Origin of the sequence: Salinimonas lutimaris (genome assembly GCF_005222225.1) — a bacterium.
GTDB classification, from domain to species: Bacteria; Pseudomonadota; Gammaproteobacteria; order Enterobacterales; family Alteromonadaceae; genus Alteromonas; species Alteromonas lutimaris.
Genome location: NZ_CP036536.1, coordinates 2,543,462 through 2,557,029, shown reverse-complemented (window position 1 = coordinate 2,557,029; position 13,568 = coordinate 2,543,462). Strand labels below are relative to the sequence as shown.

Sequence of the window (13,568 nt, the reverse complement as noted above, 5' to 3'; positions counted from 1 at the left end):
TCACAGTATGCTCAGCAAAACGATGGAAAAACAGGCAAGACTGTTATGCAGACAAAATTAATAAAAATACCGCTCAAGCCAGGGAGCCGGGCACCGGTGGATAAACTCATTTCTTATATGAAATCCTCGCCTGAATTGCCGTTTAACGAAATGAACCAGAAGGGCTATTTTTGGGATTCGGTATTTTTAGATGCGCAGTTCAATTTGTATATTGTAATCAAGTCACCGGATTTCTCGTCAGTCATGCTCAACAACGACGATTTAGTGGAAACCGACTTTCGTGCCATGTACGAAAAGTTCCGGCAACAGGCGTGGCAGTCCGATGTCTACGAAGATATTGAAGCGCTCGCCTGCTTTAATCAGGCGCTGTCTTTTGAGCAGTTTGACATAATGCCCGAGCCAGCTTAGAACGACGAACCAGGCTGGGCGAGAAAGCGGGCTTCCTCAGGCGTATTTGAGCGGCCCAATACCTTATTACGGTGCGGATACCGGCCAAACCGAACGATGATGTTGCGGTGTTTCACCTCAAAATCGAGGGTATTTTCCAGCCCCTCGGTATTAAACAATTCCATGGCCACATCGTGAACATTCAGTGATTCACTGTGCATAAATGGCATATACAAAAATGATTTTTGTTCGATGCCCAGCATAAAATCAGCCTGCACGCTAATTGCTTCCTGCGCCAGAACTAACGCCATGGTGTCGCAGGCAAACGCCTGAGGTGTATCACGGTAGATATTGCGCGAGAACTGGTCCAGAACAATGATCTCTGCCAGACGTCCTTGTGCGGTTGCACGCCAGGGCCATAGCTCGCCATTCGCCGCAGCGCTGTGCACCTGTCCAAAGCGGGAGCGGATCAGGGTATCCAGCCCGTGATCTTGTTTAAACCATTGTGTGCTGTCCAGTTCATCAAACCAGAATGCCAAAACATTGGCTGCTTCTTCTACGGTCACTAACTGTTTTGCGTCCATGGCATCCCCTCTGACTGATAAAAATTTTCATAGATACGAATCAACCTCCCTTTGTGATTAGTTATCATGCACTCGTTTAAAAAACAATCAAAGCCTAATATTCGAGGCGCCAACAAAGCAACTGAACTTACGGAAAATTATTTTTCCAGTTCGTCCAGGGCCTCGTACATGGCAGAGATGCGGGTTGCCCGGGTTCCGGATTGCTCAGGCAGGAGTCGGTAAACGCGGTTACATAGCATCGAAATCAGACTCATAGCTGCAGCGTAACTGTCAAACGGGGCGTCCTGTCCCAGATGACAAATCAGGGTTTCGGTGACTTTAGGCCGGTATATCTGACCCGTAGGGTCTGTAATAAGAATTGTATTTTGCTTTTCAAGCGCATCAACCATTTTACTGAACAGGCGGCTTCGCCGGCGAAATCCCAGTAAAACGATGACTTCATCATCGGCAATATCACATAAATCTTCGCCCAGAGTCTGGCCGGGTTGCGGAAGCAGACGCACCGTACTACGAATTTGCTTCAGTTGCTGGCGAAAATGCAGAGCAGCCGGATAGGCATTGCGAAATCCGATAAGAGTAATGCGGCTGGCGCTGGCTAACTGACTGGCCACCCGCTGCAGGGTGGCTTCATCCAAAGCCTGATAAGTCCGGGTCAGATTATTCAGCTCCTGCTCCACATAATCTGTGTCTGCGGCTTGTGTGTCGACCGGTTGCCCGTTTGCACGCAGTGCTAAAAGCGTCTCTTTTGCTTGCGCATGAGAGCTGAAGCCCAGCTGACGGAAAAAACGACTGACAGTAGCTTTGGAGGTATGGCTGGCCTGAGCCAGTTCAGCCAGCGATAAACTGATCACCGCAATAGGATGTTGCTGTATATAGTTGGCAATGGTTCTGGCCGATGGGGAAAGTTCAGCATAACGCTGCTCAATCAGCGCAAGAATATTGTGCGGTTGGGACAAACAGGCAACCTGAATATAAGAGAAACAGATGTATAAGTTAAATCAAACCTGCTGCAAAGCCAAGTTGAAAGGCCGTGCCGGACAGTCACTTTGTGGTAGGGATACTGGACAGTCAGTTTGGGAGGGGAATGCCGGACAGTCACTTTGTGGTGGGGATACTGGACAGTCACTTTGTGGTGGGGATGCTGGACAGTCACTTTGTGGTAGGGATACTGGACAGTCACTTTGTGGTAGGGATACTGGACAGTCAGTTTGGGAGGGGAATGCCGGACAGTCACTTTGTGGTGGGGATACTGGACAGTCACTTTGTGGTGGGGATGCTGGACAGTCACTTTGTGATAGGGATACTGGACAGTCACTCTTTGATGAGGATGCTGGACAGACATCGCGCAGACAAGGTTTATTCCGCCTGATGATATTTTTTGCTGTCGCTGTTGTTGTCAGTGGGTGTCAGTCGTTAAGCGGGGGAAGTGCGACCGATGCAGCCCCTTATTTTACAAGTAGCAGGTTAAGCGGGCTGTCTGCCTGTCATACCTCGGATCAGGTGCTGGTCACACAAATTACTGATAATACCATCGCCCCGGTGTTTGTCCGACCCTCTTCACAACAACTAACCTTTGCCATGCTAGATGATGCGCAGGGTGAGGCTGTGACATGCTTTCCTTATGACGAGAGAATTTTATTACAGCGTTTTTCAGCCCGGGACAGTGGCAATCACCTGCTGGTTTATCAGCCTGATGGGCAAATTCTGGATATTACTCCCGGGGTCGGTATTCAGGCTCGGTTTTTAGGCTGGGATAATGACGGCCGGTATTTTTATGTAGCGCAGATAAGCCCGGGACATGACGCTGAGCAGATTTACCGGTATCGGGCTGATAACTACCAACACAGCAAAATTTATGACAATGCCAACAATCTGACCATTCGCGGGATAAGTGGTAACGGGCGCTTTGCTGTCAGCGAGTATCATCCAGGCGTTCCGGATGGCCGGATTGTGATCGCTGATCTGACCTATCCTGAGGCCAGACAGGTTCCGCTTAAGCTATCCGCTGAACACCGGCATGTCAGCCCGCTGGGCTTTGTTGGCCGCGAGCTGATTTTTATCAGTGATGCCAGAAGCCGCAGTGCACAGGCCTGGCGGTTTAATTTACAGACGCATGATGTTGCGCCGCTGACCAATTTTGACGGTGCGGTTAACGCCATGGCGGTCTCGCCTGACAAGCTGGTATTTGAAATTATTGAACAGGGCATCTCCCGGCTTGTTCTGACGAATAAAAACGGCCAGCTTTTGGCACAACCACCATGGCCGTCAGGTAATTTGTCAGCGCCGGTATTTAGCCGTGATGGAGGTCAGCTGTATTTTTACCACAGTTCAGATACTCATCAGCCTGCGCCCATGCACCTGAATATGGTTTCTATGACCATGTCAGATGTTCCAGCAAGCAAATCATTGCCGGGCAGCCTGATTCGCGGTACCCGGGTCTGGCTGGATTCATCTCAGGGTCAGGTTCCGGCCACGTTATTTAAACCGCGCCATACAACGCAACCTGTGCCTGCCATGGTGCTGGCGCATGACGGATTGCACAGCCATTATCAGCGTCAGTATAACCCTCAGGTACAGCACTTAACGAGCAGTGGTATTGCTGTACTGGCGGTGGATTACCATGGCTCGGAGGGTTATGGCAGCGATTATCAGCATAGTACGGTCAGGCAGCACGGCCAGCGGGACACCCGGGATATTATTACAGCAGGGCAGTATCTGGCGGGACAAGACTGGGTTAACCCCCGGCAGATTGGCGTGATGGGAACCGGTTATGGTGGTTTTTTAAGCCTGTCAGCCGTGACGCAAACTACGCTGTTTTCCGCTGCGGTGAGCTTTCACGGCATGGTGGACTGGCTACAGTATCTACAAACTATTCCACCATCTATGGCAGACTATGCCCGTTTTATGCGCTATGAAATGGGGGACCCGGCCACACAGGCAAGTCAGTTGCAGCAAATATCGCCGCTGTATCAAACCGAACATATTTCAACTCCCGTCATGCTGGTTCAGGGCGGGCGCGATCCGCAGGTAAGCGAAATGCAGACCCGAAGGCTGGCAGAACAGCTGGCCCGGCAGGGTGTCCCGGGACATTATTTACTTTTTGCTGATGAAGCACACGGTCTGAGTCTGGCAGACCATCAGATTGATGCCCAGCAGCGCTTGCTAACCTTTTTACACCAACTTTGGAGAATTTAAAAACGGTTAACAATCAGGCTTGTGCATAACAGGCATATTCATATTTGAACGGTGCGGCTATTATGTAATCAAAGTATCACAAGTTTTTGGTAGAGAGCGTGGTTCTGACAAGACGCTGGGCAGAGTTAATCGGGTTATTTTTCTTACTTCCGCTGGCTGTGGTCTACTGGATTCAACATCTGGCTGACTGGCTGATGCCTATTCTTGGATTGATGGGTGTTGGCTGTCTGGCGCTGCTGCTGACCGACAAACAGTTTAAACGATTCCGGCTGTGGCACATGCAGGATTTCAGCAAGCATCTGGGTGCCACACTAAAGCTGTTTGTTCCCTGGGCGTGCATGACCATGGTGCTGGTCTATTTGCTTAAACCGGAAATTTTTATGCGCTGGCCGCTGGAGCAGCCGGGCCTGTGGGTAATCACGTTGCTAATTTACCCGGTCGTGTCGGTGATCCCTCAGGAAATTATTTTTCGGACCTTCTTTTTTCATCGCTACAAAAAAATTATCCCGTCTAAACATTGGCGATGGGGTCTGAGCACCTTTGTGTTTGGGCTGGCGCACCTGGTGTATGGCAACTGGATTGCTGTGGTGGTGTCATGGCTGGCCGGGGCTCTGTTTGGCTATCGTTACATGCAGACCCGATCCACACCGCTGGTGGTGATAGAGCACGCCATCTGGGGAAGCTTTGCCTTCACCGTGGGGCTGGGTACGTATTTGGTAATGAGTACCGGCGCCCAGAGCTGACGGTGGTCCTGAGCATCGCTTTTAGCGTATAGCTGTTATCACCCATTTACCATAAAAATGAATGTATGTTCAGGGATGTCACCGCCTTTGTGCAGATGTTAAGTGCTGCTGTACCCGATTTTCTTGAGGGTGTGCTGGCCCTGGTAATAGCTATCTTGCTAGCCAGGCCACTGTCCCATCTTTGCATGCGGCCATTCAGTTATTTTCAGTCAGGCCCGTTGCTTCACTCTGTCATTCGCCGCTCATTCAGTCTGCTGATTATATTACTCGGACTGTATATTTTTTTAAAACAGTCCGGATTAACGGAATTTGCGGTAGCTATTATGAGCGGCACCGGCATTGTGGGGTTGATTCTGGGCTTTGCATTTCGTGATATTGCCGAAAACTTTATTTCCAGCCTGTTACTGACGGTCCAGCGACCGTTCAAAATTGGCGATGTGGTGACCATTGCCTCTTACACCGGGGTGATTCAAAAGGTCACTGCCAGAGCGACCACCCTGGTTGATTTTGACGGCAATCATATACAACTACCGAATGCCAGTGTTTATAAGGGCATTATTAAAAACCTCACCGCCAATCCTAATATGCGCGGGCAACTCGAGCTAGGGGTAGGGTACGACAATGATATTTCGCAGGTGCGACAGCTTGCGCAGACCGTCCTCGGGCAGCACCAGTTTGTGCTGGATTCACCCGAACCACTGGTACTGATTGATAACCTGGGCGCGTCTACTGTCAATCTTAAAGTCTATTTCTGGATAAATGCAGAAGTCACCAGCATTGTGAAAATTACCTCGTCCCTGTTCAGGCAGTTGCTCGCTACCTTTGAACAGGCGGGAATTTCGATGCCCGATGATGCCCGGGAAATTATCTTTCCGCAGGGCGTGCCTGTAGTGAATTCGGTGGCGCAGAACAGTCCATCCGGGGGACAAAAAAACGAGGTATCGTCACCGCCTGCAAAAAATGGTTCGTTGCCTCATGCATCTGATAAATACAGCACAGACTCACACCATACCGAGGATGTGGCCAGTGAAACCAGTGAGATACGGCGACAGGCAAAGCATGCCAGAGATCCTGAAGATGGTGACAATATATTGTAAATCTGGCTAGCTGCCGGCTTTTGGTGCTACCGGTGATAAATTGCACCGGGCAAACAACTCCTGCCACAATGATACATGGGCATGGATAGCCTGCTGATAGGCCGCAAAGCCCGTTACGGCATGCTGATGCAAGTATGCCCTGAATGACTCAGCCAGCGCCGGATCTTCAAGCCACGCCTGCCACACTGGCATCAGGCGATAATGATACTGATTGAGCACGCTGCCAACAGGCTGTACCTGCTCGATAAAAAACAGGTAAAACACATTACGCAGAATTTCCACCTGGTCGCTGGCTTTACCGGCCGGACAGGCCTGCTCAGATAACACCGGGCGTAACTGTGCTGTCAGCGTATTCAGCTGGTGTGTGATTACTGCCTGCGTCCGCCAGATTTTAGCCGGTAACCGGGATGAGTCCAGATACTTCAGTTCCTGCTCGAGCGTATCAAGCGACTGCTGGCGGTTATTTTTCAGCCCGGCCAGAAACTGCAACGCAGACACTGACACGCCAGCGTCGCGGTTATCATCTTTAGTCAGCAATGTTTCGGGACGGGAAAAAGCGGCGCGGGTTTCTTCGCTGGTCTGCACCAGGTTGGCCCACAGTGCCGGGCGCTGCGCTTGTTTGGCTGCCAGCCAGTTGGACAGCTGGCTGACTAGTTGTGGGTTGTCTGGTAACTGCTGTCGACACCTGTCCAGTGCATCCAGCAGGGCATCTTCGTAAATAAACCGCTGTGAAGGCTGCGCCGTTTTGCCCACGGCCGTATTACGCTGTGCTACCAGCGCGCCCAGCTCGCAATTCTGTAACTGATAAAACTGTCGCAGATTAACATTAAAGGGGGCGACCTTTTGATATAGCTGGCCGCCGGCCGGAAATCTCAGGATGTCGGTATCGTCATCCTGTGGCGCACTAAATTCACTGTCGGTTACCCGTGCCAGGCGGGTGCGATATTCATCCAGCTGGCCGGTTAGTCCGCTATCAAACCAGCACCCGCCTAATAAGAGCACTGACAAAACCAGTAAGCAATGTAGCAAGCAGGCAGGAAGCTGGCCGGTCATGCGTTCATCCTGCTCAGGCACTGGCGCCGGAGGCAATACTGCGCCCGCCATCCACGTATATGATCTGCCCGGTAATATAGCTGGCCTGCAATAAAAACAGCATAGTGTGGGCAATATCGTCCGGCGTACCTAATGTGTTAAGCGGAATGCTGTCCAGCAAGTTTTGTTTTTCTGCGTCACAGAGCGAGCGTTCTGGCCACAGAATTGCCCCTGGCGCAATACCATTGACCCGCACTGCCGGGGCCATCTCTGCTGCCAGAGAGCGGGTTACCGAGGCTAGCGCTGTCTTGGCTGCAACATATACACTGTGCTGAGGCAGCGGGCGGTCAATGTGCATATCAATCATATTGATCACGCAGCCCTGACTGTGTGTGAGTGCATCCGCCAGTGCCTGGATTAAAAACAGCGGGCCCTGAACATTGCTGCCAGTCAGCGCCTGCCAATCCTGTTGGGTTACAGAGCCCAGTGGAGTAGGGTAAAACGCAGACGCGTTGTTTACCAGTACATCAACCCGGCCATAACACTGCTGAGCGCGGGCCGCCAGATGACTGACCTCATTAAGGTTACACAGGTCGGCCTGCACAACGCAGGCTGAAGCCGGGCGTAACTGGTTCAGGGCGTCTGCCAGTGACTGCGCGGCCTCTTGTGAATGGTGATAGTGAATAATCACGTTATGGCCCTGCTGATGCAGTGTTTTCACCAATTGGGCGCCAATGCGTTTTGCACCACCGGTAACCAGAGAGACAGGAGTAGGCTGCATAAAATAAAGGCCTTTAGTTAAAATGTGTGTTGAATGTCCATGATTGCAGATTTTGCTGCCGGCAGGTAGTGTCCGCCAAACATCAGTGCGTGGTTAAGTAGATGATAAAGTTGATAAACCGGTTTGCGCTGGTCATAGTCAGGCGGTAAGGGCGCTGCGTCTGAATACGCGGTGTAAAAAGCGTCAGGGAAGCGTCCGAACAGCTCTGTCATGGCCAGATCGGTTTCACGGTCACCAATATGTATAGCCGGGTCAAATATCACCGGGCCGTTTTGACAAAAGCCGGTATTCCCGGTCCACAAGTCGCCGTGGACCAGGCTGGGGGCCGGCAAGTGACCGTGCAAGAGCTTTTCAATGCGGGTAGTAAAGATGTCGGCAGACACCAGTTTATGACCGGCTGCGGAGAGCTTGTCCAGCATAGCGCCAATCCGGCACTCGGCGAAAAAAACCGACCACGTACTGTATTGTTCATTGCGCTGTGGGGTGGCCCCGATATAGTTATCGTGAGGCCAGCCAAATTCTGTGTAGCCGGGCGCCTGATGCAGGGCGGCCAGTTGCTGACCGGCCATCGCCCAGTCTGGCGCACTGCCTTCGTGAAAACGGATATGATTTAACACCAGATACTCATGGCTCTGATTGCCTTCGGCGGTGGTGCCGCAGCAAATTACCGATGGGCAGTAAATCGTATTGGTGGCGCTGATTGCCCGTAATCCTTCTGCCTCGTGAATTAACTGGGCAGGTCCGCGGGCGGGGCGAACCTTAACAAAATACCGTCGACTTTCATCACGGACCACAAAAGCACGATGCGTGTCGCCCCCACTGACCGGCTGAACATGCTGGCAGTAAAATGGACGGTTTGTCGACTGACTGATATTTTCACTGATAAAGTGCCACATTGCAGATTGCCCGTTTGCTTGCATCGTCACCTTTACTCTCTGACCTCAAGTATAGTTAGCATAAAATCCGTTATCTGTTTTTTACTGTACGGACTGGCTGAATGATCGCAAAATCACACAGATTTTTTGCCACCGGCGGTCATGGCCAGCAATAAAAATCTGCCTGACAACCCTTTAAACCGTGAAAGAGCATTGCATGACGGCGGCAAGCCGTTATAATTCCAACCGTTTTGACATGTCAGCATGTCTGGTGACAGTGCGGCTGCACCCATAAATCAATCCTCAAAACAAACACAACAAGTGGCACAGAGTAGGTGTCACCACTGTTAAGGAATCTAAATGCCTGTAATTACCCTTCCTGACGGGAGCCAACGCGCTTTCGATAATGCCGTTTCAGTGTTAGATGTTGCCGCCGATATTGGCCCTGGTCTGGCTAAAGCCACCATTGCCGGCAAAGTAAACGGTGAACTGGTTGATGCTGTAGATCTGATTGAACAGGATGCCGCATTGCAGATTGTTACTGCCAAAGATGACGATGGTCTGGAAATTATCCGCCACAGTTGTGCTCACCTGATTGGTCATGCCATTAAGCAACTATGGCCTGGTGTGAAAATGGCCATTGGTCCGGTTATCGACAATGGTTTTTATTACGATGTGGACATGGACCATTCGCTGACCGCCGAAGATTTGCAGAAGCTGGAAAAGCGGATGCTGGAGCTGGCCAAAACTAACTATGACGTAGTGAAAAAGAAAGTCAGCTGGCAGGAAGCCCGCGATACGTTTGAGCAGCGCGGCGAAACCTATAAAATGGAAATTCTGGATGAGAATATCAGCCAGGATGACCGCCCAGGCTTGTATCATCACGAAGAATATGTGGATATGTGCCGCGGCCCGCACGTGCCGAATATGAAGTTTTGTCACCACTTCAAAATTATGAAAGTGGCTGGTGCTTACTGGCGAGGTAACAGCGAAAATAAAATGTTGCAGCGTATTTACGGTACAGCCTGGGCAGACAAAAAGCAGCTTAAGTCTTATCTGACCCGTCTAGAGGAAGCCGAGAAACGTGATCACCGCAAAATCGGTAAAACGCTGGATCTGTTCCATTGGCAGGAAGAAGCACCGGGTATGGTGTTCTGGCACAACGACGGTTGGTCGATTTATACTGAACTGGAAAGCTTTATACGTCAGAAACTGCGTGAGTACAGCTACGGTGAGGTAAAAGGCCCACTGATGATGGACCGCTCCTTGTGGGAAAAATCAGGCCACTGGGATAAATACGCTGAAAACATGTTCACCACAGAATCTGAAAAGCGTGAATATGCGATTAAGCCAATGAATTGTCCTGGCCACGTTCAGATTTTTAACCAGGGGCTGAAATCTTACCGTGATCTGCCGCTGCGGATGGCTGAATTTGGCTGTTGTCACCGTAATGAACCTTCCGGTGCGTTACATGGTCTGATGCGGGTGCGTGGGTTTACTCAGGATGACGCGCATATTTTCTGTACTGAAGAGCAGATCCTTGAGGAAGTCAGCGGCTGTATTAAAATGGTGTATGACACCTACGCTGCGTTTGGTTTTGACAAGATTGCCGTTAAACTGTCGACCCGCCCTGAAAAGCGTGTGGGCTCGGATGAAATCTGGGATAAGTCTGAAGCCGCACTGGCCGAAGCACTGAAAGCCAACGATATTGAGTTTGACTACTTGCCGGGTGAAGGGGCGTTCTACGGTCCGAAAATTGAATTTACCCTGCATGATTGTCTGGATCGGGCATGGCAGTGCGGAACGGTGCAACTGGACTTTTCGATGCCAGGCCGCTTAGGCTCAACTTATGTTGCCGAAGACGGTGAGCGTAAGGTACCGGTTATGATTCACCGGGCGATATTAGGTTCGCTGGAACGTTTCATCGGTATTCTGACCGAAGAATTTGCTGGTTTCTTCCCGCTGTGGCTGGCGCCGCAACAGATGGTTGTGATGAATATTACTGACAGCCAGTCAGAATATGTGCGCGAAACAGTAGAAAAACTGCAACAAATTGGATTTAGAGCAAAGTCGGACTTGAGAAATGAGAAGATTGGCTTTAAAATCCGCGAGCATACTTTGAAGCGTATTCCTTATATGCTGGTGGTCGGTGATAAAGAAGTAGAATCCGGCCAGGTAGCAGTACGCTCCAGACGCGGTGAAGACCTTGGTACCATGAGTCTAGATGCGTTTGTTGAGCTAGCTCAGCGCGAAGTCGCTGACAAAACAATCAAATAAGGTTGTTTCAAGGGCTTGAAGGTGCCTGTCTCTGTCCATATATAAAGGGACAGGCAAAAAGATTAAATTTTGGAGGAATAGCACATTAAAGGCGCTAATAACAAGGCTCAGGGCGCAAAAGCCCGCATTAACGATGAAATCAAAGCCAGAGAAGTACGACTGATCGGCAAAGAAGGGGAACAGGTAGGGGTTGTTTCACTTGCAGAAGCAACACAATCCGCTGAAGAGGCGGGTCTGGACCTGGTAGAGATTAGTCCGAATGCTGAGCCGCCAGTCTGTAAAGTTATGGATTATGGCAAGTTCCTCTTCGAAAAAAGTAAAGCTCAGAAAGAGCAGAAGAAAAAGCAAAAGCAAATTCAGGTCAAGGAGGTTAAATTCCGCCCTGGCACTGATGAAGGCGATTACCAGGTAAAACTGCGCAACCTGCGTCGCTTTCTGGAAGGTGGCGATAAAGCCAAAGTCACGATCCGCTTCCGCGGACGTGAAATGGCTCACCAAGAGATCGGCATTGAACTGCTAAACCGGATTAAAACCGATTTAGAAGAAATTGCTATTTGCGAGTCTTTCCCACGTCGTGTGGAAGGCCGTCAAATGATCATGGTGCTTGCCCCAAATAAGAAGCAGTAATGGTCTAAAGTTTTCGAAGATTCTGCACCTTCGAAACACCTTGCTGTAAACATGAACCGACATGCGGTGACTGCACGCCAATAATGTCGATATTAACAATGCGGAGTTTTAGCAATGCCTAAAATCAAATCAAACAGTGGTGCAGCCAAGCGCTTCAAGAAAACGGGCTCTGGCCGCTTTAAAAGCAAACAGTCTCATTTGCGTCACATTCTGACCAAAAAGAGTACTAAGCGTAAACGCCATTTACGTGGCAAAAAACTGGTTCATGATTCTGATACCAAATTGGTTCAGCGCATGCTGCCTTACGTTTAAGACGAGGAGACTGAATAATGGCAAGAGTTAAACGCGGCACAATCGCACGTGCACGTCACAAAAAAGTTCTGAAGCAGGCTAAAGGTTATTACGGTGCACGCTCACGTGTTTATCGCGTAGCGGTACAAGCAGTAACTAAAGCTGGTCAATATGCATATCGTGACCGTCGTCAGCGTAAACGTCAATTCCGTCAACTGTGGATTGCACGTATCAATGCTGCGGCACGTCAAAATGGCATGTCTTACAGCCGTTTCATCAACGGTCTGAAGAAAGCGTCTGTCGAAATCGATCGTAAGATCCTGGCTGACATCGCGGTACATGACAAGGTAGCATTCAGCGCATTAGTCGAAGCGGCTAAAGGCGCATTAGCTTAATTTTTTAACTAAATTAAGTTTAAGTTCTTTCGGAAAACGGCGAGCAGGATGCTCGCCGTTTTTCGTTTCAGCGGCAAAAAATCATAAACCAACCTATCCACCTGAACTGAAACGCACAATTGCACCCACTCCCAGACAACGGTGCGCTATAAAGTAAAATTTTTCGCATAATTGTCGAGATTATCAGCCCGTTAGGGTAGCGGCAGCTTTTATCTGTCGTGTAAACTATGTGTTTTTACGTTCAGGCGAACTTGCACAACTGTTGTGCAGTTATCCGGTTACACGCCAAATTGAGGAAATCATGGAGCTTGAAGCGATTATCAGTCAGGCACAGGGCCAGATTGACGCTGCCGAAGATGCAGCAACGCTCGACCAGGTTCGGGTCGAATACATGGGTAAGAAAGGTAAACTTACCGAACTTCTGAAAGGCTTGGGAAAGCTGTCAGCAGAAGAGCGCCCGGCGGCGGGTCAGAAGATTAATCAGGCAAAACAAGCCATCAGCGCAGCTATTAATACTAAGGGCGATGCTCTTAGAAGCGCTGAAATGAATAAAAAGCTGGCTGAAGAAGCTGTGGATGTCACATTGCCCGGGCGCATTGAGCAGCCAGGTAACCTGCATCCTGTCAGCCGCACCATTGCCCGTATTGAGCAATTTTTTGGTCAGCTGGGCTTTGCGGTGAAAACCGGCCCGGAAGTGGAAGATGGCTTTCACAATTTTGATGCGCTGAATATTCCGGCGAATCATCCGGCCCGTGCCGACCACGATACCTTTTATTTTAATCCGGATATTATGCTGCGCACACAGACATCCGGCGTGCAGATTCGTACCATGGAAGCAGAAAAGCCGCCACTGCGGATTATTTCTCCTGGCCGGGTTTACCGTAATGACTACGATCAGACCCACACGCCAATGTTTCATCAGGTCGAAGGCCTGATGGTAGACAAAAATGTCAGCTTTACTGAGCTTAAAGGGATTTTGCACGACTTTCTTCATCACTTTTTTGAAGAGTCTCTGGAAATCCGTTTCCGTCCTTCTTACTTTCCATTTACCGAGCCATCTGCTGAAGTGGATGTAATGGGTAAAAATGGTCAGTGGCTGGAAGTGCTGGGCTGCGGCATGGTGCATCCTAATGTACTGAAAGCTGTCAATATTGACCCTGAAGAGTACACCGGTTTTGCCTTTGGGATGGGAGTCGAGCGTTTGACCATGTTGCGTTATGGCGTAACAGATTTACGTTCATTCTTTGAAAACGATCTTCGTTTCCTTAAGCAGTTTAACTAAGG

At 50.0% G+C, this 13,568-nt stretch carries 15 protein-coding genes; 10 read left to right on the top strand and 5 right to left on the bottom strand.

Features of this window, described 5'->3' with window-relative positions; all coding sequences use genetic code 11:
* Positions 1–45 precede the first annotated feature (45 nt).
* Positions 46–408, top strand: coding sequence for a hypothetical protein (locus EZV72_RS11145; RefSeq protein WP_137167319.1), 363 nt, complete (start codon positions 46–48; stop codon positions 406–408).
* On the opposite strand, the gene EZV72_RS11140 is transcribed toward EZV72_RS11145, so the two are convergent.
* Together EZV72_RS11140 and EZV72_RS11135 are read right to left on the bottom strand one after the other, a co-directional pair.
* Positions 405–971, bottom strand: coding sequence for a DUF924 family protein (locus EZV72_RS11140; RefSeq protein WP_137167318.1), 567 nt, complete (start codon positions 969–971; stop codon positions 405–407). The genes EZV72_RS11145 and EZV72_RS11140 overlap by 4 nt on opposite strands.
* Positions 972–1,108: 137 nt before the next feature.
* Complete coding sequence (locus EZV72_RS11135; RefSeq protein ID WP_137167317.1) at positions 1,109–1,927, bottom strand: MurR/RpiR family transcriptional regulator; 819 nt, start codon at positions 1,925–1,927, stop codon at positions 1,109–1,111.
* Positions 1,928–2,001: 74 nt separating this feature from the next.
* Here EZV72_RS11135 and EZV72_RS18450 point away from each other — a divergent pair, with 74 nt between their 5' ends.
* From EZV72_RS18450 to EZV72_RS11120, 4 genes are all read left to right on the top strand, one after another.
* Positions 2,002–2,340: a hypothetical protein gene (locus tag EZV72_RS18450; RefSeq protein WP_175405103.1), complete on the top strand. Its 339-nt coding sequence runs from the start codon at positions 2,002–2,004 to the stop codon at positions 2,338–2,340.
* Positions 2,340–4,166 (top strand): S9 family peptidase, encoded by a 1,827-nt coding sequence (locus EZV72_RS11130; RefSeq protein ID WP_175405102.1) that lies wholly within the window; start codon positions 2,340–2,342, stop codon positions 4,164–4,166. Before EZV72_RS18450 ends, EZV72_RS11130 begins: the two co-directional genes overlap by 1 nt.
* 104 nt (positions 4,167–4,270) lie before the next feature.
* Positions 4,271–4,909, top strand: coding sequence for a CPBP family intramembrane glutamic endopeptidase (locus EZV72_RS11125; RefSeq protein ID WP_137168732.1), 639 nt, complete (start codon positions 4,271–4,273; stop codon positions 4,907–4,909).
* Positions 4,910–4,974: 65 nt separating this feature from the next.
* Positions 4,975–6,006 (top strand): mechanosensitive ion channel family protein, encoded by a 1,032-nt coding sequence (locus tag EZV72_RS11120; RefSeq protein ID WP_137167315.1) that lies wholly within the window; start codon positions 4,975–4,977, stop codon positions 6,004–6,006.
* Positions 6,007–6,012: 6 nt separating this feature from the next.
* Here the strand turns inward: EZV72_RS11120 and EZV72_RS11115 are convergent, their stop codons facing one another.
* Genes EZV72_RS11115 through EZV72_RS11105 form a run of 3 tightly spaced genes read right to left on the bottom strand, consistent with a single transcriptional unit; the run spans position 6,013 to position 8,739 of the window.
* Positions 6,013–7,110, bottom strand: coding sequence for a DUF3080 family protein (locus EZV72_RS11115; RefSeq protein WP_137167314.1), 1,098 nt, complete (start codon positions 7,108–7,110; stop codon positions 6,013–6,015).
* Entirely contained in the window at positions 7,073–7,819 is a 747-nt protein-coding gene (locus EZV72_RS11110) for a pteridine reductase (RefSeq protein WP_137167313.1), read from the bottom strand. Before EZV72_RS11110 ends, EZV72_RS11115 begins: the two co-directional genes overlap by 38 nt.
* Positions 7,820–7,836: 17 nt before the next feature.
* Positions 7,837–8,739, bottom strand: a complete 903-nt coding sequence (locus tag EZV72_RS11105; protein WP_232364570.1) for a fructosamine kinase family protein — start codon at positions 8,737–8,739, stop codon at positions 7,837–7,839.
* A gap of 315 nt (positions 8,740–9,054) precedes the next feature.
* Between EZV72_RS11105 and thrS the strand changes: the two genes are divergently transcribed.
* The 5 genes from thrS to pheS all read left to right on the top strand — a co-directional run bounded on the left by thrS (position 9,055) and on the right by pheS (position 13,566).
* Positions 9,055–10,971, top strand: a complete 1,917-nt coding sequence (gene thrS, locus EZV72_RS11100) for a threonine--tRNA ligase (protein ID WP_137167312.1) — start codon at positions 9,055–9,057, stop codon at positions 10,969–10,971.
* A gap of 84 nt (positions 10,972–11,055) precedes the next feature.
* Complete coding sequence (infC, locus tag EZV72_RS11095; protein WP_137167311.1) at positions 11,056–11,598, top strand: translation initiation factor IF-3; 543 nt, start codon at positions 11,056–11,058, stop codon at positions 11,596–11,598.
* A 114-nt stretch (positions 11,599–11,712) separates the two neighbouring features.
* Entirely contained in the window at positions 11,713–11,910 is a 198-nt protein-coding gene (rpmI, locus tag EZV72_RS11090; protein ID WP_137167310.1) for a 50S ribosomal protein L35, read from the top strand.
* 17 nt (positions 11,911–11,927) lie between these two features.
* Entirely contained in the window at positions 11,928–12,284 is a 357-nt protein-coding gene (rplT, locus tag EZV72_RS11085; protein ID WP_018981377.1) for a 50S ribosomal protein L20, read from the top strand.
* Between the two features lie 301 nt (positions 12,285–12,585).
* Positions 12,586–13,566 carry a phenylalanine--tRNA ligase subunit alpha gene (pheS, locus tag EZV72_RS11080; RefSeq protein ID WP_137168730.1) on the top strand — a complete coding sequence of 327 codons (981 nt, stop codon included), beginning with the start codon at positions 12,586–12,588 and terminating at the stop codon, positions 13,564–13,566.
* Positions 13,567–13,568: the final 2 nt, after the last annotated feature.

Excerpts from the sequence above, each read along its gene's own strand:
- EZV72_RS11145 (WP_137167319.1), top strand. The coding sequence starts at position 46 with ATGCAGACAAAATTAATAAAAATACCGCTCAAGCCAGGGAGCCGGGCA.
- EZV72_RS11140 (WP_137167318.1), bottom strand. The coding sequence starts at position 971 with ATGGACGCAAAACAGTTAGTGACCGTAGAAGAAGCAGCCAATGTTTTG.
- EZV72_RS11130 (WP_175405102.1), top strand. The coding sequence starts at position 2,340 with ATGATATTTTTTGCTGTCGCTGTTGTTGTCAGTGGGTGTCAGTCGTTA.
- EZV72_RS11120 (WP_137167315.1), top strand. The coding sequence starts at position 4,975 with ATGTTCAGGGATGTCACCGCCTTTGTGCAGATGTTAAGTGCTGCTGTA.
- EZV72_RS11115 (WP_137167314.1), bottom strand. The coding sequence starts at position 7,110 with ATGGCGGGCGCAGTATTGCCTCCGGCGCCAGTGCCTGAGCAGGATGAA.
- EZV72_RS11110 (WP_137167313.1), bottom strand. The coding sequence starts at position 7,819 with ATGCAGCCTACTCCTGTCTCTCTGGTTACCGGTGGTGCAAAACGCATT.
- EZV72_RS11105 (WP_232364570.1), bottom strand. The coding sequence starts at position 8,739 with ATGCAAGCAAACGGGCAATCTGCAATGTGGCACTTTATCAGTGAAAAT.
- thrS (WP_137167312.1), top strand. The coding sequence starts at position 9,055 with ATGCCTGTAATTACCCTTCCTGACGGGAGCCAACGCGCTTTCGATAAT.
- rpmI (WP_137167310.1), top strand. The coding sequence starts at position 11,713 with ATGCCTAAAATCAAATCAAACAGTGGTGCAGCCAAGCGCTTCAAGAAA.
- rplT (WP_018981377.1), top strand. The coding sequence starts at position 11,928 with ATGGCAAGAGTTAAACGCGGCACAATCGCACGTGCACGTCACAAAAAA.
- pheS (WP_137168730.1), top strand. The coding sequence starts at position 12,586 with ATGGAGCTTGAAGCGATTATCAGTCAGGCACAGGGCCAGATTGACGCT.